This is a genomic window from Planomonospora corallina, from assembly GCF_042650625.1.
Lineage (GTDB): Bacteria > Actinomycetota > Actinomycetes > Streptosporangiales > Streptosporangiaceae > Planomonospora_B > Planomonospora_B corallina.
In genome coordinates, this window is record NZ_JBHSBM010000011.1 from 379,696 (window position 1) to 401,136 (window position 21,441).

Sequence of the window (21,441 nt, forward strand, 5' to 3'; positions counted from 1 at the left end):
TGCGGCGGCGCCGCCCATGCGGCGGGCGGGGGATGCCGCATGAGCGAGCGGAGCGTCGACCACACGCTGGTGAAGCGGTTCCGGCAGGAGGTCGGAGACCGGCTGGCCCACCAGCGCCGCCTGGACCAGGCCGGCGGACTCCCCCCGATGACCGGGGAGGACGAGCGCCAGTTCGCCCGGGCGCTGATCGCTCAGGTGCTGGAGGAGTACGCCCGCGGTGAGATCGGCGTCGGCCGTACCCCGCCCACGGCCGAGGAGGAGGAGGCGCTCGCCTCCGGCATCCACGCGGCGCTGTTCGGCGTCGGCCGGCTGCAGCCGCTGCTCGACGACCCCGAGGTCGAGAACATCGACATCAACGGCTGCGACCGGGTCTTCATCGGCTACGCCGACGGCCGGGAGGTGATGGGGGAGCCGGTCGCCGACTCCGACGAGGAACTGGTCGAGCTGATCCAGATCCTCGCCGCCTACAGCGGCCTGTCCAGCAGGCCGTTCGACACCGCCAACCCCCAGCTCGACCTGCGCCTGCCGGACGGCTCCCGGCTCTCGGCGGTCATGGACGTGACGGTCCGCCCGGCGATCTCCATCCGCCGCGCCCGGCTCGGCAAGGTCTTCCTCAGCGACCTGGTGGGCAACGGCACGCTCACCCCGATGCTGGGCCGCTTCCTGTCGGCCGCGGTCGCGGCCAGGAAGAACATCATGATCGCCGGGTCCACCAACGCCGGGAAGACGACCCTGCTGCGCGCGCTGGCCAACGAGATCCCGCCGGCCGAGCGGCTCATCACCGTGGAGCGCGCGCTGGAGCTGGGCCTCGACCAGTTCCCCGAGCTCCATCCGAACGTGGTGGCCTTCGAACAGAGGCTGCCCAACTCCGAGGGCCAGGGCGAGATCAGCATGGCCGAGCTGGTCCGCCGCTCCCTGCGCATGAACCCCTCCCGGGTGATCGTCGGAGAGGTCCTCGGCGACGAGATCGTCACCATGCTCAACGCGATGACCCAGGGCAACGACGGGTCGCTGTCCACGATCCACGCCAACTCCTCGATGGAGGTCTTCAACCGGATCGCCACCTACGCGCTCCAGGCCGCCGAGCGGCTGCCGATCGAGGCCACCCACATGCTGATCGCGGGCGCGATCGACTTCGTGGTCTTCATCGAGAAACGCAACGACTACGCCCGGGGCGGGCGGCTGCGGCGCTTCGTGTCGAGCGCGCGCGAGGTGGCCGGCGTCGATGGCCGGGTGCTCTCCTCGGAGGTCTTCGCGGCCGGGCCGGACGGCCGGGCGGCGCCGCACGCGCCGCTCTCCTGCCTGGAGGAGCTCGCCTACCACGGCTACGACCCCGGGGAGTGGGCATGACGGCCGTCCCGCCCCGCGCGGTGGCCGTCCCGCCCCGCATGCTGGCTGTCCCGCACGGCGCGACGGCGGTCCTGTCCTGCGCGGCCGCCTCGCCCGGCGTGGCAGACGGACGGCTCGATGCGCTCGCGCACGGCGGGCCGCCGCGGGGGAGGTGGCAGCGGTGATCGAGATCCCGCCGGGGCTGATCGACCCGCTGGCGCTGCTCGCCGGAGCGGCCGTGGGCGGCGGCCTGTTCCTGCTGGGGCTGGCCCTGTACGGCGTGCGCCCCCGTCCGGCCGCCCCCGCGAGGAGGGCCGGACGGCGCGAGCTGCTGAAGGCCCTGTCCACCCGGTCCGCGGCCGGAGTGATCGCCGGGGTCGCCGTGCTCGCGGTGACCGGATGGCCGGTCATGGCGGCCGGCGCCGTACTGCTGGCCCTGGGCTGGCGCGGCCTGTCCGGCGGCGCGGCGGAGGAGCGCACGGCGATGCGGCGGCTGGAGGGGCTGGCCGCCTGGACCGAGTCGTTGCGCGACACCATCGCCGGGGCCTCCGGCCTGGAGCAGGCGATCCCGTCCTCGATCCGGGCCGCCTCCCCGATGCTCCGCCCGTACCTGCGCGACCTGGTGGACCGCCTGCACACCCGGATGCCGCTGCCCGACGCGCTCCGCCTGTTCGCCGACGAGCTGGACGACCCCTCGGCCGACCTGGTGGTCGCCGCGCTGATCCTCAACTCCCGGCTGCGCGGTCCCGGTCTGCGGGACGTGCTCGGCGCGCTCGCCGTCTCGGCCCGGGAAGAGCTCGACATGCGCCGCCGGGTCGAGGCCGAGCGCCGCTCCACCCGGCGCAGCGTGCAGATCGTGGTCGGCACGGCCGTCGTCTTCGCGGCGATCCTGGTCGTGTTCAACCCCGACTACGTAGCCGAGTACGACGGCGCCCTCGGCCAGGCCGTCCTGGTCGTGGTCGCGGGCTTCTTCGGCGCCGGGTTCGCCTGGATGCGCCGTCTGGCCAGGTTCGACAAGCCCGCCCGCCTGCTGGGCCTGCCCTCCGGAGGCGAGGTGCGCGATGACTGAGGCGCTGCTGGCCGGCGGGGTGCTCGGCCTCGGCCTGTTCCTGCTGGTGCGGGCGCTGTTCCCGGCCCGGCCGGGGCTGGTGACGCGGCTGCTGGCGCTGGACGCGGCCCGGGAGGGCACCGACGCCCCGCGCGTGCGGCTGGTCCTGCCCGACGAGGAGGTCGGCGACCTCCGGCGCGGGCTGGGCGAGCGGATGGCCCGCCTGTACGCGGCCCGGGGCTGGGAGGTCCGGTCGGCGCGGGCGGACCTGGCGCTGCTCGGCAAGTCCTTCGAGGGCTTCCTGGCGACGAAGGCGCTGCTGGCCGCCTCCGGGCTGCTGGCCTTCCCGCTGCTGGCCGGCTGGCTGGCGGTCATGGGGTGGGGCGTCTCCCTGACCGTCCCGCTCTGGGCCGCGCTCGTCGTCGCCGTCGTCTTCTTCTTCCTGCCCGACCTGCAGATCAGGAGGGACGCCGCCCGGATGCGCCGCGACTTCCGGCACGTGGTCGGGGCCTTCCTCGACCTGGTGGCGATGAACCTGGCCGGCGGGCGGGGCGTGCCGGAGGCGCTCATGATGGCGGTCTCCGTGAGCACGGCGGGCACGGCGGGTACGGCGAGGGCCGCGGGTACGGCGGGCGCCGCGGACCCCGGGGAGGGGGCCAACTGGGCGATGGCGCGCATCCGCGAGGCGCTCGGCAACGCCCGGATCGTCGGCATCACCCCCTGGCAGGCGCTCGGCCAGCTCGGCGACGAGATCAACGTGGACGAGCTGCGCGACCTGTCCGCCGCGCTCGGCCTGGTCGCCGACGACGGCGCCAAGGTCCGCGCCTCCCTGACGGCCCGCGCCGCCACCCTGCGCCGGCGCGAGCTCGCCGAGGTGGAGGGGCAGGCGGGGGAGCGGTCCCAGTCGATGCTCGTCGCCCAGCTCCTGCTCTGCGCAGGGTTCGTGATCTTCCTGAGTTTCCCGGCCGCTATGAAGATGTTGGGGTCCTGACCATGGTCAACCATCCGTGGATCGTCTATACGGTCGCGCTGCTGAGCGTGCGGATCGAGAGGGCGCGCAACGCCCCCACCCGAGGCGCCTCGGCCGTCGAGTGGGTCATCATCACCGCCATCATCGCCGGGGTCGCCCTCGGCCTGGCCACGCTCATCAGGCAGCTGGTCCAGGACAAGCAGGCGGAGATCTCCGACCAGTTCGGCGGCGGGGGAGGCGGCACCGGAGGTGACGGCGGTGGCGGCACCGAGCCGTGACCGGGCGCGCGGCCGGCCCCGTCTCCGCGGCCGGCCCCGTCTCCGCGGCCGGCCCCGTCTCCGCGGGCGGGGCCGTCTCCGCGGGCGGGACCGGGCGCGCGGGTGGTTCCACGACCGGGACCGCGGCCATGGCCGGAACGGTGGCCGCGGCCGGGTGCGCGGTCGTGGACGGGACCGTGACGCCGGTCGTGGCCGGGGTGCGGAGCGGGGCGCCACCGCCGTCGAGCTGGCGATGATCATGCCGGTGGTGCTGGTCGTCATCCTGCTCGTGGTGCAGTTCGCCGTCTGGTTCCACGGCCGTCAGGTGGCCGACGCCGCCGCGCGGGAGGGCGCCCGGCTGGCCAGGGTCGACACCGACTCCTGGCGGCAGGACGCCGAGGGCCGGGCCCGCGAGGTGCTCCGGGCCGTCGGGCCGGAGTTGCTGTCCGGCGCCACCGCCACGGCCTGGGAGGACGGGGACCGGCGCGGCGTCGAGGTCACCGCGACCGCCGTCCAGGTCGTCCCGCTGCTGCCGCCCACCACGTTCACCGTCACCGCGCGGTTCGGCGGTCCCGTCGAGTGCTTCCGCCCCGACGACGGGAGCGAGGGATGCGAGTAGCCCGCCGGACCGGCTCCCGCTCCGTATCCCGCCCCTCGCCGGGGGCGGGGTACGGCGGTGCGTCCTCCGCACCGGGGACGGCGGGGTACGGCACCGCGCCCCGGTCCCTGCCGGGAACGGGGTACGGCCGCGTGTCCCGGCCCTCACCGGGGGCCGGGCACAGAGGCGCATACCGGCACGAACGCGGCTCGCTCTCGGCCGAGACGGTGCTGCTCGCCCCGGTCTTCCTGCTCTTCCTGCTCTTCCTCGTCGGCGCGGGGCGGATCGTGGAGGCCCAGGGAGAGGTCAACGGCGCGGCCAGGGACGCCGCCCGGGCGGCCTCGGTCGAACGCACCCGCGCCGACGCGGAGGCGTCCGCCGCCGACGCGGCCGAGGACTCCCTGTCCGGTGAGTGCGAGCCGCAGGTCAGCTTGGACGGCACGGAGTGGGAGGAGGGAGGCCAGGTCAGGGTCGAGGTGACCTGCTCCCTGGACCTGGGATTCCTCGGCTTCGGCGCGGCCAAGGAGATCCGCGGTGACTCCGTGGTCCCTCTGGAGCGCTTCCGGAGGGTGGAATGAGCCGGGTTCCGATGGCACGCCGCGGTCCCTCCCGTGTCCCGGCCCTCCGGGCCGCTCCGGCGGAACGGGGGTCGATGGCGGTCTTCACGGTGCTGTTCTCCGTGGTGGTCTTCCTGCTGGCCGGGCTGCTGGTGGACGGCGGGGCCGCGATCAACGCCCGGCTGCGGGCCGCGGACATCGCCGAGCAGGCGGCCCGGGCCGCCGCCGACCGGATCGACGTCGAGCACCTGCGCCGGACCGGCCAGGTCCGGCTGGAGGCGGGCGACACCGCCTGCGCCGCGGCCGAGGAGGTCGTCTCCGCCCACGCCGCCGCCGACGTCGAGCTGACCGCGTGCGAGCCCGGGGACGCGGAGGTGGAGGTGACCGTCTCCGTCCGCTGGGAGGCGTTCTTCCTGGCCGCCCTCGGCTTCCCGGGATCGGAGATGGAGGCGGCGGTCGTGGCCGGTCCGGACATCGGCGAGGAGACGTGACGACCAGGTGCGCCCGGTGCGCCCGGTGCGCCCGGAGCGTCCGCGACGCGGCGGGACCCCGAGGGACGCCCGGGGCGCCGAGGGCCCCGGGGACGCCGGGGGAGCCGGGGGAGCCGGGGGAGCGCTGAGGGGCGCTGACCGGCACCGGGGCGTCGGCGGACATCGGGGGACGCCGGGGCGCGGAAGGACGAGGGACACGGAAGGACAGGAGAGGAGACGCATGCCGACGCGGCAGCCCATGCGCATCAGGCCCAGGCGCACGGCCGGTGACCTGCTCGCGGGCCTCGGCGCGCTGGTCCTGCTGGCCGCACTGGTCGGCGGGGTCCCCTACGCGCTCCTCCGGCTCGCGGGGCCGCCGCTCCCACCGGAGCTGCTCGACCTCGACCTGCTGAGCAGTCAGGTGGGCACCGGCACGGTCGTGGCGATCCTGGTGCTGCTGGTCTGGCTGGCCTGGCTGCAGCTGGTCGTCTGCGTGGTCGTCGAGCTCTACGCGGGGATCCGCCGGGTCGGCATGCCGGCCCGGGTCCCGCTCTCCGGGGGCACCCAGGCGCTGGCCAACCGGCTCGTCTCGGCGGTCCTGCTGCTGTTCACGGTCTCGGCGGTGGCCGTGCCCCTCGTACGGCCGGCCGGCCCGCCCGCCGACCGCCCGGCCGCCACGGCGGCGGCCGGCGTCTCCCCCCTGGCCGCGCCGGTCACCGGGGAACGGGCCGACCTGGTGCCGGTGGAGAAGGCCAGGAAGGTCTACGTGGTCCAGCCGCCGCACGGCCGCCACCACGAGAGCCTGTGGGAGATCGCCGAGAAGTGCCTGGGCGACGGGCGCCGCTACGCGGAGATCTACCGGCTCAACCAGCACAAGGAGCAGCCCGATGGGAGCCGCCTGCGCATCGCGGACCTGATCCGGCCCGGCTGGGTCCTCGACATGCCGGACGACGCCCGGAACGTGCACATCGTCCCCGCCGGCCAGTCCCGCCCCGACGTCCTCCGGGAGCACCCCGGCAAGCCCGCCGAGCTGGACGGCCGCACCCGGCACGTCACCCCCGCCACCGCCCCGGCCCCCGCCGACGCCCCGGCCGACGCCCCGGAGGTGTCCCCGGAGCGGCCGGCCGGGGCGCCGGAGGGAGCGTCCGCACCGGAGAGGGCGCCCGCGGAGCGGCCGGCCGTACGGACCGGCCCGCCCCCGGCGGCCGCCCCCGAAGCCTCTGACAAGGCTCCGGAGGTCTCCGACGGGGCCCCCGGGAGCTCCGCCGGGGCCGGTGAGCGCGAGGGGTCCGGCGCGGAGCGCGGGACGCGGCAGGAGCAGCAGGAGCCGGAGGAGGGCGGTGACGCCCTGGGCATGCTCGACTACCTGGCCGGGGCCTCGCTGGCCGCGGCCGGGCTGCTGGCGGCGCTCGGGCGCAGGCGCCGCGAGCAGCTCTGGCACCGGGCCTTCGGACGCCGGATCGTCCGCCCCCGGCAGGACGCGGCCGAGGCCGAGCTCGCGCTCCGGCTCGGCGCGGACGCGCCGGGCAGCCGGATGCTGGACCTCGGGCTCCGGCTCCTCGGCCGGTCCCTCGCGGAGGCCGGGCGGGTCCCGCCCACGGTCTACGCCGCGCACCTGTCCCCGCGCCATCTCGACCTGTGGATCCACCCGCCGGACCCCGGCGCGCCCGAGCCGTGGACCGCCTGCGACGGCGGCCAGGTGTGGCGGCTGCCCGCCCACGAGGGCAGGCTGCTGGACGAGCGGGTGCTGTCCGACGCGCCCGCGCCGTACCCGGGGCTGGTCTCCCTGGGCGGGGACGGCGAGGGCCGGCTTCTGGTCGACCTGGAGGCCGCGCACGGGCTGATCGGCGTCCGGGGCGCGCAGACCACCGCCGCGCTCGCCGCGCTCGCCGTGGAGCTGGCCACCAACCGCTGGTCGGACCGGATGCGCGTCACGCTCGTCGGCTTCGGAGAGGAGCTGGTGGACATCGCCCCTGAGCGGATCAGGTGCGTGAGCAGCCTGGCCGAGGTCCTGCCGGAACTGGAGGCCGAGGCGCGGGCGGCGGCCGCCGGCCGCGGGTACGGCGCCGAGGTGCTCACCGGGCGGATCCACGGCCGCGCCGCCGACCCCGTCTGGTCGCCGCACTACCTGCTCTCGGCGATCACGCCGAGCGCGCAGGAGGCCCGGCGGCTGGCGCTGCTCGCCAGGAAGGGGGCCCGCACGGCCGCCGGGTACGTCGTCGCCGGTGACGTCCCGGACGCCACTTGGAACTGGGAGATCGACGCCGGCGGCCGCGTCCGGGTGGACGCGCTCGGCTTCGAGGTGACCGCGCAGCTGCTGCCCCGCAGGCAGTACCGGGCCCTGGTCGAGCTGTTCGCCACGGCCCGGCGGCTGGAGGGCGAGCCCCTGGCCGACGACGCCGGGCCCGTCCCGCAGGACCCCTCGGTGGAGGTGCGGATCCTCGGCCCGGTCGAGATCGCGGGGCCGCCGCCGATGGAGGAGGGCCGGGCCGCGCTCGCCGTCGAGATGGTCGTCTACCTGGCGACCCACCCGGATGGCGTGCACCCGGTCGTGCTCGGCGGCGTGCTCTGGCCGCGCGGGGTGCAGGCCGTGGTGCGGGACGCCACCGTGGCCCGGGTGGCGGCCTGGCTGGGGACCGACTCCGCGGGCCGGCCCAACCTGTACGCCGACTCCTCCGGCCGGCTCCGCCTCGGCCCCGAGGTGCGGACCGACTGGGCGCTCTTCCGCGACCTGGTCCGCCGCTCCCACGGCGACGCCGCGGCGCGCGCCGTACTGCTGGAGCAGGCGCTCGGCCTGGTCCGGGGCCCGCTGCTGAACGGCCGGCCGCGCGGCCGCTACGCGTGGCTGGCCGCCGACGACCTGGAGTACGAGGTGACGGCGGGGGTCGCGGACGCGGCGCACCGGCTCTGCGAGGTCTGGCTGGAACACGGCGAGGCCGGCCGGGCGGTGGCCGCGGCGCGGGCCGGGCTGCTGCTGGCCGCCGACGACGAGGGGCTCTGGCGGGACCTGCTCCGGGCCGCCCACCGGACCGGTGACCCGGCCCGCCTGCGGGCCGTGGCCGACGCCCTGCACCGGCGGGCCGCCTCCCACCCGTACGGCGGGGGCATGGCGCCGGAGACGGAGGCCCTCATCGACGAGCTGCTGCCCGCCTGGCGGATGAGCTCGGCGCCGTCGGCATGAAGACCGCCAAGAGGACCGCCAAGAGGGCCGCCGTCACGAGGGTCGCCGATGTGAGGGCCGCCGGCATGAGGGAGGAGCGAACCATGCCGATCCGTGCATACCGCTGGTCGCGGGCAGGGACGGTTCCTAGCGTGGCCGGTGTGCGTGCGCTGATCGCTCCGGCCGCCGTACTGGCCGCAGTGCTGGCCGTCGTGCTGGCCGCGGGAGCGGCGGGCTGCTCCTCGCGGCCCGCCCCGTCGTTCACGCCCGCCGACCTGCGGGCCGGCGCCTCCGGCGCGCCCGGGCCGTCCGGGACCTCTGCGGCGTCCGGCGCCCCGGTCTCGCCGGAGGCGGCCGCGCCGGGCACCGAGACGGTCCGGGCCGCACCCGGTGTGCGGGTGGTCGTCGAGACCCCGGCCGGGGCCGATCCGGACACGACCGCCATGGTCGGCCTGGTCCGCGACTACTTCACCGAGACGCTCAGGTCGATCACCACCGCCGGTGAGGACGACGCCTATCTGGGGCTGCTGGAGATGGACGGGAGCCGGCAGGGCTACGAATGGGTGCACTCCTTCGTGGACGACGGACTCTCGGTGCGCGGGACCGCCCGGCTGTACGCGTTCACCGTGCGCGCGGTGCACGGGCCCGGGGCGGAGCTGGGCCTGTGCGTGGACATGTCCGGGATGCGGCTGATGGACGCGCGGACCGGAAGGGCCCGGAAGGCCGAGCCGTGGATGCGCAGGCCGTACTTCCAGGTCGCGGGGGTCCGCCGCTACGACGACGGGACCCGGAAGATCAGGAACCTGCTGCACTCCCTGCCTCCCGGAGGCAGCGCGGAGGGATGTCAGAAATGATCATTGAAGCGGTCGTGGCGGGAACCCTGCTGCTGGATCCGGTCCCCTCGGGAGAGGGCTTCCAGGAGGGCCGGACGGCCGGGGTCCGCCTGCAGAACTCGCAGATCGTCGTCACCGGGACCGGGCTCAGGGGCGGCCGGGGCGACGGCTACCGGATCAAGCGCCCCTGCTGGTACGAGCCGGGCAAGGACGCCTCCGGCATGCTCCGGACCCAGGAGGACCTGCGGGCCTGGTGGTTCCGGCTCACCCCGGGCGCCACCGAGGAGAAGTTCCAGGAGTTCCTCGAGCAGTTCAAGGACAAGGTCGGCCAGGAGGGCCGGTGGTGGACGCCCGCCTACAACGCGGCCGACCCCGGCGGGAACGCCTGCTGGAACGGCCTCGAGCCCTTCGTCTGGGTGCCGCCGGGCACCACCCCGCCGGCCGGGATCACCCTCGCCGAGCTCGTCGAGATCGCCCGCGCCGCGCTGACCGTCCCCGAGCCGCGGGTGGAGCTCAACCCGGACGCCAAGAGCTACGTCAACCTGCCGACCTGGGTCTGGCTGGGCGGGGCGGGGGAGACCACCCGGTCGGTGACCGCCACCATCCCGGGCTTCATGAGCGCGACCGTGACCGCCACCCTCGACGGGCTGGAGATCGACCCCGGGACGACCGCCGACCGCGCCGAGGTCAGGGAGGAGTGCGGGCCGCGCGGCCGGCCGTACGCCAAGGGGGCGGAGTTCACCTGCGGGGTCCGCTACCTGCGCGCCTCGGCCGACCAGCCGCGCAAGGTCTACGAGCTGACGGTGACCTCCGTCTGGCAGGTCGAGGTGGAGGACGACGTGGTGCCCTTCGCCTACGATCCCGTCGAGGTCGGCGCCACCCGCGACGTCCCGGTGGGCGAGGTGCAGAGCGTCGTCCGCGGCGGCTGACCCGGCGGCCGGCTCAGCGGGCACCGGCCTCGTGCTCGAGCAGCCAGCGCTTGACCGGCGTGCCGTAGTAGTAGCCGCCGTAGCCGCCGGTGGACGGCAGCACGCGGTGGCAGGGCACGAACGGGGCGACGAGGTTCCCCGCGCAGGCCCCGCCCGCGGCCCTGGCCGCCGTCCGGGGCATGCCCGCCCGCTCGGCCAGCTCCGCGTAGGTGACCGTGGTGCCGGGCGGCACCTCGCGCAGGGCCGCCAGCAGCCGCTGCCGCCGGGGCGTGCCGGGCTGGCTGACCGGCACGCCGTCCAGGGCCTTCAGGTCGCCGTCCAGATAGTCGCGTACGGCCTGCGCCGCGGGCCCCAGGTCGTCGACGACGGTCATGCCGAGGCTCCGCAGGGCGGGGGAGAGCCGGGCGAGCATGTCCCCGGCCTCGGCGGTGAAGCCGGCCGCGACGAGCACCCCGTCGTGGGAGAGCAGCGCCAGCGGACCGGTCGGGGTGGCCAGGATCTGTGCCTTGATCATCGCGGTTCCTTCGGTCGTGGGAGCGGTCATTCGGAGCTCCACAGGTGGAGAGCGGCGTAGGCCCGCCAGGGCCGCCACCGCTCGATGTGCTCGTCGGGGATGCCGAGGCACGCCATGGCCCGCCGGAGCCCGAGATCGCCCTCCGGCCACGCGTCCGGGTCCCGCAGCGCCCGCAGCGCGATGTATCCGGCCGTCCACGGCCCGATCCCGGGCACCCGGAGCAGCGCGGAGACGGTCTCACCGGGCTCGTGCGCCCCGTCCAGGTCGATCTCGCCGCCCGCCACCCGCTCGGCGAGCGCCCGCAGCGTGGCGATCCGCCGCCCGGTCAGCCCGAGCCCGTCCAGGTCGGCGGCGAGGAGCTGCCCGGCGGTGGGGAACAGGCGGGTGACCTCTCCCTCCGCGGGGGGTACGCCCTCCCCGGCGGACGTGCCCTCCCCGGCGGACGTGCCCTCCGCGTGGAGCGCGTCCTCCGCGGCGGAGAGGGCGGGGCGGCCGGCCCGGGCGACGATGCGGCCCAGAATCGTGCGGGCCCCGGAGACGGAGATCTGCTGGCCGACCACGGCGCGCACGGCCAGCTCGAAGCCGTCCCACGCGCCGGGCACCCGCAGTCCCGGACGGGCCGCGGCGAGCGGGCCCAGCGCGGTCTCCCCGAGGGCGGAGGAGATGGCCACCGGATCGGCGTCGAGGTCGAGCAGGCGGCGGCAGCGCGCGACCACCCGGGCGAGGCGGCCGGTGTCACCGAGCCGCACGTCCAGGCGGACGTGGCCGGGCAGCGGTGTCAGCGTGACCAGCCCTCCGGGAACGGCCCGGGTGTAGCTCCAGCCGTACTCCTCCCGGTCCTGCGGACCCGGTCGCGGCTCCTCCCGGCCTTCCCGCCCCGGCCAAGGCTCCTGCCGGCCCGCAGGACCCGGGGCCGGGCCGTCCACCCGTTCCAGGCCGGGGATCGCCCGAGCGCGCAGGAAGCGCATCATGGCCCCGGCGTCGTACGGCTCCCGCCGGTGCAGCCGGAGCGTCAGCGCGGCGCCGGGCGGACCGCCTCCTGCCCCGGCCCGGTCCGTGCCCGCTCCGTTTCCGCCGCCCCGGGCCCGGTCGCCGGCCACGGCCCGGCCCGCCGTGGCCCGCAGCTCGCCGGGGGTGAAGCCGTACGTCTCCTTCATGGTCGCGTTGAACTGCCGCACGCTCCCGAACCCCGCGGCGAAGGCGACGTCCGTGATGGACAGGTCGGTGTCGGTCAGCAGCTGCTTGGCCAGAAGCAGGCGCCGGGTCCTGGCCACCGCCAGCGGCCCCGTGCCGAGCTCGGCGGCGAACAGCCGGTGCAGGTGCCGCTCGGTGATGTGCAGCCGCCGGGCCAGCCCCGCCACCCCGGTGTCGTCGGCGACCCCCTCGTCGATCAGCCGGAGCGCCCGGCCGATCACGTCGCCCCGCTGGTCCCAGCCGGGATCGCCGGGGCTGAGCTCGGGACGGCACCGTTTGCAGGGCCGGAACCCGGCGGCCTCGGCGGAGGCGGCGTGCCGGTAGAAGCGCACGTTGCGCAGGGCGGGTGTGCGGGCGGGGCAGATCGGACGGCAGTAGATGCCCGTCGAGGTGACCGCCGTGTAGAACCGCCCGTCGAAGCGGGCGTCCCGCGCGGCCACGGCCCGGTAACAGGCGTCGAAATCCAGTTCTCTCAGGGACACGTCTACGACGCTATCCGCAGCCCACACCGTACGGCTGGCGGGAATCAGACATGAGCGTGGCCGCCTACGCGCGGCCGCTCCCGGGGCGGCCGGGCGAACCGTACGGGGCCGGATCGGCCGGGAGCGCGGGCCCGCCGGAGGACTCACGCGGAGGCCGGGCGACCGGGGCCGGACCCGCCCCGGAGGCGCGGCGGGTCAGCGGGAGGAGATGCCGACCCCCAGGTCGAACTCGCGGTAGACCCGGGCCCAGAAGCCGTCGCGGAGCCAGACGCGGGCCTCGGGGAAAGGGCGCAGCGAGTGGCCGAGCTCCTTCTCGGCCTCGATCAGCAGCTCGGTGTCGATCACGGTCGGCAGGATCGGCCCGGGGAGCAGGTCGCGGATGTTGTCGCGGCCGCGGGTGAGGATCCACTTCTGCGCGACGTGCTCGCCGACCTCCTCGACCCGGGGCCGGCTGGGGCCGAGCTTGGTGACCCCGCCCGCCGGGAGCTTCGGTTTGACCGCGGGGGCGCGGCCGGCGAAGACCTGGGCCGGGGAGGGCGTGGCCGGGGGGACCGGGACGGGCTGGGGCGCGCGGCTGAAGAAGTCGCGCAGGAAGTCGGCGCTGAGGATCTCGACGGTGTCGGCCTCCCAGACGAGCCGCTCGGCCTGGTTGGTGCCGTAGGGCGGCTCGACGCCCCACAGGTGGATGCGCACGCCGTACGCCTGGGCGGCCTCGACGGCCGGCACCATGTCCTCGTCCCCGGCGATCAGGATGGTGTCGCTGACCGCGTGGTGCCGGGCCAGCGCCTCCAGGTCGCTGCGGATCTGGGCGTCGACGCCCTTCTGCTGGCCGCGGGCGTTGAGGTTGCCCAGGCGCACCTTGACCCAGGGGAGCTGGGCGATGACGCGCTGGTCCACGGTCGGCACGCGGTCGCGGGCGGCGTCGTACCAGTAGATCCGGAGCAGCTCGCCGTGGATGCGGGCCTCGGCGTGCTTCTGCAGGGCCTGGATCAGCTCGTCGGCGGCGACGCGGTACTCCTTGCGCTCCTTGGCGCCGAGGAGCACCTCGCCCGCGGCCGCGTACAGGTAGCCCACGTCGACCAGGACGGCGTACTTGGCCGCCACGGGGTGAGCGGTGAGGTCAAGGATGGCCATCGTCGTCCTCCAGGCCTCGGGGCTAGCTGATCGGCTGACTATATGCGCCCATTTCTTAGATGCTCCCAACTCTCGCGCGACTTGACACCCCGTTCCGGGGATCTATCTCGGCAGTCCGCTCGATCTCCATGCGCCTTGTCCGGTGGGGAGAGGCTTTCGCATGCGATGGGCTGGATTTCGCCAGTTTTCCCGCTTTTGTGGGATTTTTGACTCTGGAATGGCATGCGACGCCAGGGCGACCACCAGCGCGGTGATCTCCTCCGGGGTCGCGTCCCCGCGGACGATCCTCAGGTCTGTCACAGCGGAATGTTCCCGTGCTTCTTCGGGGGCAGGGTCGCGCGCTTGTTCCGCAGCGCGCGCAGTGCCCGGACGATCTGGACTCGGGTGTCGGACGGTCGGATCACCGCGTCCACATACCCTCTTTCGGCCGCGAGATACGGGTTGGCGAGGGTGTCTTCGTACTCGGTGACGAGCCGGGCCCGCTCGGCGTCAGGGTCGGCGGCCGCGGCGAGCTCGCGCCGGTAGAGGATGTTGACCGCGCCCTGCGCCCCCATCACCGCGATCTGCGCGGTCGGCCAGGCCAGGTTGACGTCCGCGCCCAGGTGCTTGGAGCCCATGACGTCGTAGGCGCCGCCGTACGCCTTGCGGGTGATCACCGTGACCAGCGGCACGGTCGCCTCGGCGTAGGCGTACAGCAGCTTGGCGCCGCGGCGGATGATGCCGTTCCACTCCTGGTCGGTGCCGGGCAGGAAGCCGGGGACGTCGACGAAGGTCAGGACGGGGATGTTGAAGGCGTCGCAGGTGCGTACGAACCGGGCGGCCTTCTCCGAGGCCGCGATGTCCAGCGTGCCGGCGAAGCTCATCGGCTGGTTGGCGACCACGCCCACCGGGCGTCCCTCGACCCGGCCGAAGCCGACCAGGATGTTCGGGGCGAACTGGGCGTGCAGCTCCAGGAACTCGCCGTCGTCCAGGACCGCCTCGATCACCGTGTGCATGTCGTACGGCTGGTTGGCCGAGTCGGGGATCACCGTGTCGAGCTCGCGGTCGGCGTCGGTGACGGTGAGGACCGGTTCGGTCTCGAAGACCGGGGCGTCGTCCATGTTGTTGGACGGCAGGTAGGACAGCAGCGCCCGGGCGAACTCCAGGCAGTCGTCCTCGTCGGAGGCCTCGTAGTGCGCCACGCCCGAGCGGGAGTTGTGCGTGTGCGCGCCGCCGAGCTCCTCGAAGGTCACCTCCTCGCCGGTGACCGTCTTGATGACGTCCGGCCCGGTGATGAACATGTGCGACTTCTCCGAGACCATGAGCACGAAGTCGGTGAGGGCGGGCGAGTAGACCGCACCGCCCGCGCACGGGCCCATGATCAGCGAGATCTGCGGGATCACCCCGGAGGCGTGCACGTTCCGCTTGAAGATCTCGGCGTACAGGCCGAGGGAGACGACGCCCTCCTGGATGCGGGCGCCGCCGGAGTCGTTGATGCCGATCACCGGGCAGCCGGTCTTGAGGGCGTGGTCCATGACCTTGACGATCTTCTCGCCGAAGACCTCGCCCAGCGATCCGCCGAAGACCGTGAAGTCCTGGGCGAAGACGGCCACCGGGCGGCCGTCGATCGTGCCGTGACCGGTCACCACGCCGTCGCCGTAGGGCCGCTCGCGCTCCAGGCCGAAGCTCGTGGAGCGGTGCCGGGCCAGCTCGTCGAACTCGACGAAGCTGTCGGGGTCCAGCAGGGCGAGGACCCGCTCGCGGGCGGTCATCTTGCCCTTGGCGTGCTGCTTCTCCACCGCGCGGGCGGAGCCGGCGTGGGCGGCCTCGTCCAGGCGGCGCTCCAGGTCGGCGATCTTGCCTGCCGTGGTGTGGATGTCGATCCCGGGGGAAACCGGCTCAGCACTCATCAAATCGGCTCCTGCTCGCACGTCCGGCGGTCCATGCCCAGCAGGGTAACCAGCCGCTGACATCGACGGCCAACAGGGGCTGGCATTCGTTCCCCCCGGGGAGGCGTAGGGTCAACGAATAGGAAAACAGTGCAAGGTGGGTGCCAAGGTGGACATCAGGGCGGGCAGCGGGGCGGACACGGTGGACGCGGTGCGGACGCAGGGGTTGGTCAAGCGGTTCGGCGACCAGGTGGCCGTGAGCGGTGTCGACCTGGTCGTGCCCCAGGGCAGTTTCGCCGGGCTGGTCGGGCCCAACGGCGCGGGCAAGACCACCACGCTCAGCATGGTCACGGGCCTGCTCCGCCCGGACGGCGGGACGGTCCTGGTCGGCGGCGCCGACGTCTGGCGCGACCCGGTCACGGTGAAGGCCCGCATCGGCGTGCTGCCCGAGGGGCTGCGGCTGTTCGAGCGGCTGTCGGGCCGGGAGCTGCTGTCCTACAACGGCCAGCTGCGGGGCATCCCCAGGGCCGAGGTGGAGCGGCGCGCCGAGGAGCTGCTGCGGGTCATGGACCTGACCGACTCGGCCGACAAGCTCGTCGTCGACTACTCCACCGGCATGCGCAAGAAGATCGGCCTGGCCGCCGCGCTGCTGCACAACCCCCGGGTGCTCTTCCTGGACGAGCCCTTCGAGGGGGTGGACCCGGTCAGCGCCAACACGCTGGTCGAGGTGCTGCGGCGCTACACCGCCTCCGGCGCGACCGTCGTCTTCTCCAGCCACGTGATGGACCTGGTGGAGCGCCTGTGCGACTGGGTCTCGGTGATGAGCCGCAGCCGGATCGTCGCCCAGGGCCCGCTGGACGAGGTGCGCGGCGGGCGGAGCCTCAACGAGGCGTTCCTCGACCTGGTCGGCGCACACGGGCACGCGGACGGAGGGGAGGGTCTCTCATGGCTGGGAGCGACCTCGGCGTGAGCGCCGGCGGGGGCGGCGCGGCGCCCGTGGGGCCCGCGGTCTTCGCCCGGCTCAAGCTCCGGCTGGTCGCCGGGAACCTGCGCGGCGACACCGCCCGCCTGCTCGGCTTCCTCTTCACCCTGGTGGCCGCGCTCCTGGTCGCGTCCGGAGGGTTCACCCTCATGGTGATGCTGCGCCAGGCGCCCCCGCAGGTCGCGCTGGACGTCGTGACGCTGCTGTTCACGTTCTCCCTGGTCGGCTGGGTGGTCGTCCCGCTGCTCGCCTTCGGCCTGGACGACACGCTCGACCCGTCCCGGCTGACGCTGTTCCCGCTGACCACCGGCCGGCTCGCGGCCGGCCTGTTCACCGCCTCGGTCACCGGAGTCTGGCCGATCTCCCTGCTGGTCGTCACGTCCGGCGCGGTCGCCGCCCTCGCCGGCGGGATCGGCGGCGCGCTGCTGGGCGTCGTCGCCGTGCTGCTGCAGTTCGCGCTCTGCATCGTCACCTCGCGGCTGGTCACCACCTCCCTGTCCGGGGTGCTGCGCACCCGCCGCGGCCGGGACGTGCTCGCGGTCTCGGTGGTCTTCTTCATCGTGGGCGCCCAGCTGCCCAACCTCCTGCTCAACCAGGGCCTGGCCGGCGACCCGCTGCGGATGCTGCACGACGTCGCAGGGGTGCTGCGCTGGACCCCGCCGGGCATGGCCGCGCACGCCGTCGCCGACGGCGGCCTCGTCGCCCTCACCGAGCTGCTCCTGCTGGCCGTCCTGGTCGTCGCGGTCGGCATGCTCTGGATCACGGCCCTGCGCCGGGCGATGGTCACCGCGGACGCCTCCACCGAGGCCGCCTCCGTGCGCAACTCCCGCGGCCTGCTGGCCCGGCTCCTGCCCGACGGCCCGCTCGCCGCGGTCGCCGCCAAGGAGCTCAAGTACGCCCGCCGCGACCCCCGCGGGCGGGTCGGCTGGTTCGCCGCCCTGGCGGTGTCCGGCATCATGGCGTTCTCCCTCAACGGGGACGCGGAGATCGACGCCGGCCCGGTGCTCGCCATCGCCCCAGCGTGCCTGGGCGCGGTGATGGTCGGCCTGCAGGCGTGCAACTCCTTCGGCATCGACGGCCGCTCGCTCTGGATGAACGCCGCTGTGTACGGCACGGCCCGCGCCTGGCGGACCGACCTGGCCGGACGGCACCTGGCCGTGGCGGCGATCGCGGTCCCGGCGCTCACCGTGCTGTCCGCGGTCGCGGCCCTGCTCGCGGGCGAGCCGGTCTGGGCCGTCCCGGCGGCGCTCACCGCCTGGGGCGTGCTGGGGGTCGGGCTGGGCGTGGGCGCGATGACCAGTGTGCTCCTGCCGTACACGGTGCCCGAGCGGCTCAACGCCTTCACCGGCGCGGCCCCGGGCCAGGGCGGCCTCGCCTTCGCGGGCTCGTTCGGCGCGATGATCGGCACCGCGGTGCTCGCCGCGCCCGTCATGCTGCCCGTGTTGTTCGGCGCGACCTGGGTGAGCGCGCTGGCCGTGCCGTACGGCGTGCTGCTCGCCGCGGGCGGGCGCAGGCTCGCCGGGCGGATCGGGTTCGACCGGCACCCGGAGATCCTGGGGGCGATCTCGCAGCAGGCCTGAAGCGTTCCGCATTGGTCTAGTCCAATAGGTGAGACCGGTCTCCGGCGGAGAAAACGCACTCGATACCCTGGCAATCATGTCCGCCAGCGCGCCCAACCAGGCAGAACGTTCTTCCGCAGTAACCGAGATGCCCGACGAGCTCCGCGCGGACGTGCGGCTGCTCGGCGAGCTCCTCGGGCAGGTCATCGCCGAGCACGGCGGCGACGACCTGCTCGCCGACGTCGAACGCCTCCGCAAGGCCGTCATCGCGGCCCGCCGTAAGGAGATCTCCACCGACGAGGTCGCCGCGATGGTGACGGAGTGGCCGATCGGCCGGGCCGTCAAGATCGCCCGGGCCTTCACCTGCTACTTCCACCTCGTGAACCTGGCCGAGGAGCACTTCCGCATCCGGACCCTCCGCTCCCGCGACACCGGGCACGAGCCGCTGCCCGAGTCGCTGCTCCAGGCCGTGCAGGAGCTCGGCGGCGAGCGCGTCGCCGAGCTGGTGGAGGAGCTGCGCCTCCACCCGGTGCTGACCGCGCACCCCACCGAGGCGCGCCGGCGCGCCGTGGTCACCGCGATCCAGCGGGTCAGCGCCCAGCTCGCCGTCTACAACGACCCCCGGACCGGCGCGGGCGAGCGCGCGGAGACGCGGCGGCGGCTGCTGGAGGAGATCGACCTGCTCTGGCGGACCGCCCAGCTCCGGCACACCAAGCTCGACCCGCTGGACGAGGTCCGCACCGCGATGGCGGCCTTCGACGAGACGCTGTTCCGGATGGTCCCGCACATCTACCGGGCGATGGACGCCGCGCTCGCCGAGGACAGCGGGACCCGCGCACCGCTGGCCCGCCCCTTCATCCGCTACGGCAGCTGGATCGGCGGCGACCGCGACGGCAACCCCAACGTCACCGCCCGGGTCACCCGGGAGGCCCTGCTCATCCAGGCCGAGCACGTGCTGATCGCGCTGGAGAACGCCACCTCGCGGATCGCCCGGACCCTCACCCTGACCTCCGAGTACACCCCGCCCTCGCCGGCGCTGCGGGCCGCGCTGGTCCAGGCCGAGCACGACCACCCCGAGCTGGTCTCGGAGATGGCGACCCGCTCCCCCCGGGAGCCGCACCGGCAGTGGCTGCTGTTCACCGCCGCCCGCGTCGCCGCCACCCGGCAGCGCGGCCTCGACCTGGCCTACCGCTCGCCGGCGGAGTTCCTGGCCGACCTGCGCCTGGCCCAGGACTCCCTGGTGGCCGCCGGGGCGAGGCGGCAGGCCTACGGGGAGCTGCAGCACCTGATCTGGCAGGTGGAGACCTTCGGCTTCCACCTGGCCGAGCTGGAGGTGCGCCAGCACTCCCAGGTGCACGCCGCCGCGCTGGCCGAGCTCGCCTCGGGCGAGGTCTCCGAGCGCACGGAGGAGGTGCTGGCGACGATCCGGACCATCGGCTGGATCCAGGAGCGGTTCGGCGTGGACGCCTGCTCCCGCTACGTCGTCTCCTTCACCCGCTCGGCCGCCGACGTCGCCGCCGTCTACGAGCTGGCCGCGCACGCCCTCGGCGAGCGGGCCCCGGCGCTCGACGTGGTCCCGCTCTTCGAGTCCGGCGCCGACCTGGCCGCCGCGCCCGGCGTGCTCTCCGGGATGCTGGAGCTGCCCGCCGTGCAGGAGCGGCTCGCCGCCGGCGGCAGGCGCCTGGAGGTCATGCTCGGCTACTCCGACTCCGCCAAGGAGCTCGGCCCGGCCGCCGCCACCCTGAAGCTGTACGAGGCGCAGGAGGCGCTGGCCGCCTGGGCCGCCGAGCACGAGGTGAAGCTGACGCTCTTCCACGGCCGGGGCGGCGCCCTGGGGCGCGGCGGCGGACCGGCCAACCGGGCGGTGCTCGCCCAGGCTCCCGGCTCGGTCGGCGGCCGGTTCAAGGTCACCGAGCAGGGCGAGGTCATCTTCGCCCGCTACGGGCACGAGGCCATCGCCCGCCGCCACCTGGAGCAGGTCACCTCGGCGGTGCTGCTCGCCTCCACCCCGACCGTCGAGGCCCGCACGGCCGAGGCCGCCGACCGGTTCCGGGCGGTCGCCCAGCAGGTCGCCTCCGCCTCGGAGAAGGCCTACCGCTCGCTCACCGAGGCGCCCGGCTTCCCCGAGTGGTTCTCCCTGGTCAGCCCGCTGGAGGAGATCGGCTCGCTCCGGCTCGGCTCCCGCCCGGCCCGCCGCGGACTGGGCGCGCCCCGGTCGCTGGACGACCTGCGGGCCATCCCGTGGGTGTTCGCCTGGGCGCAGACCCGGGTCAACCTGCCCGGCTGGTACGGCCTGGGCAGCGGCCTGGCGGCGGTCGTCGCCGAGACCGGCGTCGAGGAGCTGCGCGCCGCCTACCGGGAGTGGCCGCTCTTCGAGACCATGCTGGACAACGCGGAGATGTCCCTGGCCAAGACCGACCGCGACATCGCCTCCCGCTATCTGGCGCTCGGCGGCCGGGACGACTTCGCCGAGCAGGTCCTGGGCGAGTACGACCTGACCCGCCGCCTCGTCCTGGAGGTCACCGGCCACAGCCGCCTGCTGGAGAACCGCCGGGTGCTCTCCCGCGCGGTCCAGCTCCGCGACCCCTACGTGGACGCGCTCTCCCACCTGCAGCTGCGCGCCCTGTCGCGGCTGCGCGCCGACGAGGACCTGCCGGAGGAGGAGCGCGAGCGGCTGTCCACGCTCCTGCTGCTCTCGGTCAACGGCGTCGCCGCCGGCCTGCAGAACACCGGCTGACGGTCCCCGCCCGCCGTACGGTCCCCGCGCCCGCCCGGGGACCGTACGGCGGGCGACCGCCTGTGGGCCATGCGACATGGCGTGACCGCGGCGGCGCCTCCACGTTCTTTCGCCTCCATGCTGTTCGGGAAAAGCCCAGTCTCCGCGGTCAGCGGAATCGGGTGATCTCATGAACGCCTGTGCGCGGTGTCACGACGGAATGCCGAGCCGTTCAGGGCTCGATCGCCTTGAGCAGGTCGCCCACGGTGGATGAAGGGTTGTCTTTCGGGAACATGCTCTGGTTCTGCGCGTGGCGTTCAGCCAGGAGAGCCGCACGCTGCGACGCGGCATGTCGACGTTGCATGTACTGGTCCGCGGCGATTCGCTTCCCGGAACGCCCGTCGAGCTGGCGGCTCCTGCGCTCGGCCTCGTCAGTGCTCATGAAAGCCGTCTGGTCGTGGAAGTGAAGGATCAGCCACAGTTCGAAGCAGGGATTCGAGATGGCCAGGCGGATCCCATGCTCTTTGGCGGCCTGGACGGCCTGCCGTAGATTCGGATGGTTCTTGGGCCACTCGACGTCGAACACGCACCAGCATTCGTCGACTTCATCGTCGCGGTTCCTCTCGATCGCCCGCCTGACCAGAGCCGACGGCACTCCGTTCTCGGCGGCGATCTCGATGCTGATCGCGGTGTTGGCGCGAACGTCAGGAAGCCGTTTCAACGCGTTTATGTAATCAGGCTCGGAGGCCTCGCCTTCGCAGAAGATGACAATGGTTCTACGCTCAGGGCGGCTGGCGATCCTCCGCTTGAGGCTCTTCGCCCGGCTCCTTCGAGGCGCCAT

Annotated in this window: 20 protein-coding genes; 14 read left to right on the plus strand and 6 right to left on the minus strand. The window is 74.4% G+C overall.

Features of this window, described 5'->3' with window-relative positions; translation table 11 throughout:
- Nucleotides 1–39: 39 nt before the first annotated feature.
- The 11 genes from ACFOWE_RS06595 to ACFOWE_RS06645 all read left to right on the plus strand — a co-directional run bounded on the left by ACFOWE_RS06595 (nt 40) and on the right by ACFOWE_RS06645 (nt 10,151).
- Complete coding sequence (locus tag ACFOWE_RS06595) at nt 40–1,350, plus strand: CpaF family protein (protein ID WP_377286094.1); 1,311 nt, start codon at nt 40–42, stop codon at nt 1,348–1,350.
- Entirely contained in the window at nt 1,347–1,514 is a 168-nt protein-coding gene (locus tag ACFOWE_RS06600; RefSeq protein WP_377286095.1) for a hypothetical protein, read from the plus strand. The genes ACFOWE_RS06595 and ACFOWE_RS06600 overlap by 4 nt, the downstream gene beginning before the upstream one ends.
- Nucleotides 1,511–2,398: a type II secretion system F family protein gene (locus tag ACFOWE_RS06605; protein WP_377286096.1), complete on the plus strand. Its 888-nt coding sequence runs from the start codon at nt 1,511–1,513 to the stop codon at nt 2,396–2,398. The genes ACFOWE_RS06600 and ACFOWE_RS06605 overlap by 4 nt, the downstream gene beginning before the upstream one ends.
- The gene (locus ACFOWE_RS06610) at nt 2,391–3,368 is read left to right on the plus strand and encodes a type II secretion system protein (protein ID WP_377286098.1); all 978 of its coding nucleotides are present in this window, start codon (nt 2,391–2,393) and stop codon (nt 3,366–3,368) included. Before ACFOWE_RS06605 ends, ACFOWE_RS06610 begins: the two co-directional genes overlap by 8 nt.
- A gap of 2 nt (nt 3,369–3,370) precedes the next feature.
- On the plus strand, nt 3,371–3,625 hold the full coding sequence (locus ACFOWE_RS06615; RefSeq protein ID WP_377286100.1) for a Flp family type IVb pilin: 255 nt from the start codon (nt 3,371–3,373) through the stop codon (nt 3,623–3,625).
- A 154-nt stretch (nt 3,626–3,779) separates the two neighbouring features.
- Nucleotides 3,780–4,223, plus strand: a complete 444-nt coding sequence (locus ACFOWE_RS06620) for a TadE/TadG family type IV pilus assembly protein (protein WP_377286101.1) — start codon at nt 3,780–3,782, stop codon at nt 4,221–4,223.
- 131 nt (nt 4,224–4,354) lie between these two features.
- A complete protein-coding gene (locus tag ACFOWE_RS06625) occupies nt 4,355–4,780 on the plus strand; it encodes a TadE/TadG family type IV pilus assembly protein (RefSeq protein ID WP_377286103.1) in 426 nt (141 codons plus the stop codon).
- A 74-nt stretch (nt 4,781–4,854) separates the two neighbouring features.
- Nucleotides 4,855–5,250, plus strand: a complete 396-nt coding sequence (locus ACFOWE_RS06630) for a pilus assembly protein TadG-related protein (RefSeq protein ID WP_377286104.1) — start codon at nt 4,855–4,857, stop codon at nt 5,248–5,250.
- A gap of 220 nt (nt 5,251–5,470) precedes the next feature.
- Nucleotides 5,471–8,410 carry a BTAD domain-containing putative transcriptional regulator gene (locus tag ACFOWE_RS06635; RefSeq protein ID WP_377286105.1) on the plus strand — a complete coding sequence of 980 codons (2,940 nt, stop codon included), beginning with the start codon at nt 5,471–5,473 and terminating at the stop codon, nt 8,408–8,410.
- Nucleotides 8,411–8,550: 140 nt separating this feature from the next.
- Nucleotides 8,551–9,243 carry a hypothetical protein gene (locus ACFOWE_RS06640; RefSeq protein WP_377286107.1) on the plus strand — a complete coding sequence of 231 codons (693 nt, stop codon included), beginning with the start codon at nt 8,551–8,553 and terminating at the stop codon, nt 9,241–9,243.
- Nucleotides 9,240–10,151 (plus strand): hypothetical protein, encoded by a 912-nt coding sequence (locus tag ACFOWE_RS06645; protein ID WP_377286108.1) that lies wholly within the window; start codon nt 9,240–9,242, stop codon nt 10,149–10,151. Before ACFOWE_RS06640 ends, ACFOWE_RS06645 begins: the two co-directional genes overlap by 4 nt.
- A 13-nt stretch (nt 10,152–10,164) precedes the next feature.
- Here ACFOWE_RS06645 and ACFOWE_RS06650 read toward each other — a convergent pair whose 3' ends face one another.
- From ACFOWE_RS06650 to ACFOWE_RS06670, 5 genes are all read right to left on the minus strand, one after another.
- Nucleotides 10,165–10,665, minus strand: coding sequence for a methylated-DNA--[protein]-cysteine S-methyltransferase (locus tag ACFOWE_RS06650; RefSeq protein ID WP_377286110.1), 501 nt, complete (start codon nt 10,663–10,665; stop codon nt 10,165–10,167).
- A gap of 26 nt (nt 10,666–10,691) precedes the next feature.
- On the minus strand, nt 10,692–12,341 hold the full coding sequence (locus tag ACFOWE_RS06655; protein WP_377286112.1) for a DNA-3-methyladenine glycosylase 2 family protein: 1,650 nt from the start codon (nt 12,339–12,341) through the stop codon (nt 10,692–10,694).
- Between the two features lie 195 nt (nt 12,342–12,536).
- Nucleotides 12,537–13,475: an NYN domain-containing protein gene (locus ACFOWE_RS06660; protein WP_377286114.1), complete on the minus strand. Its 939-nt coding sequence runs from the start codon at nt 13,473–13,475 to the stop codon at nt 12,537–12,539.
- A 102-nt stretch (nt 13,476–13,577) separates the two neighbouring features.
- Nucleotides 13,578–13,775 carry an acyl-CoA carboxylase subunit epsilon gene (locus tag ACFOWE_RS06665; protein WP_377286115.1) on the minus strand — a complete coding sequence of 66 codons (198 nt, stop codon included), beginning with the start codon at nt 13,773–13,775 and terminating at the stop codon, nt 13,578–13,580.
- A complete protein-coding gene (locus tag ACFOWE_RS06670) occupies nt 13,772–15,364 on the minus strand; it encodes an acyl-CoA carboxylase subunit beta (RefSeq protein ID WP_377286116.1) in 1,593 nt (530 codons plus the stop codon). The genes ACFOWE_RS06665 and ACFOWE_RS06670 overlap by 4 nt, the downstream gene beginning before the upstream one ends.
- A gap of 136 nt (nt 15,365–15,500) precedes the next feature.
- Between ACFOWE_RS06670 and ACFOWE_RS06675 the strand changes: the two genes are divergently transcribed.
- The 3 genes from ACFOWE_RS06675 to ACFOWE_RS06685 all read left to right on the plus strand — a co-directional run bounded on the left by ACFOWE_RS06675 (nt 15,501) and on the right by ACFOWE_RS06685 (nt 20,621).
- A complete protein-coding gene (locus ACFOWE_RS06675; protein ID WP_377286117.1) occupies nt 15,501–16,313 on the plus strand; it encodes an ABC transporter ATP-binding protein in 813 nt (270 codons plus the stop codon).
- Nucleotides 16,289–17,905 carry a hypothetical protein gene (locus ACFOWE_RS06680; protein ID WP_377286118.1) on the plus strand — a complete coding sequence of 539 codons (1,617 nt, stop codon included), beginning with the start codon at nt 16,289–16,291 and terminating at the stop codon, nt 17,903–17,905. Before ACFOWE_RS06675 ends, ACFOWE_RS06680 begins: the two co-directional genes overlap by 25 nt.
- A 76-nt stretch (nt 17,906–17,981) precedes the next feature.
- Nucleotides 17,982–20,621 carry a phosphoenolpyruvate carboxylase gene (locus tag ACFOWE_RS06685; RefSeq protein WP_377286119.1) on the plus strand — a complete coding sequence of 880 codons (2,640 nt, stop codon included), beginning with the start codon at nt 17,982–17,984 and terminating at the stop codon, nt 20,619–20,621.
- A gap of 211 nt (nt 20,622–20,832) precedes the next feature.
- Here the strand turns inward: ACFOWE_RS06685 and ACFOWE_RS06690 are convergent, their stop codons facing one another.
- Nucleotides 20,833–21,441 (minus strand): RloB family protein, encoded by a 609-nt coding sequence (locus ACFOWE_RS06690; protein WP_377286120.1) that lies wholly within the window; start codon nt 21,439–21,441, stop codon nt 20,833–20,835.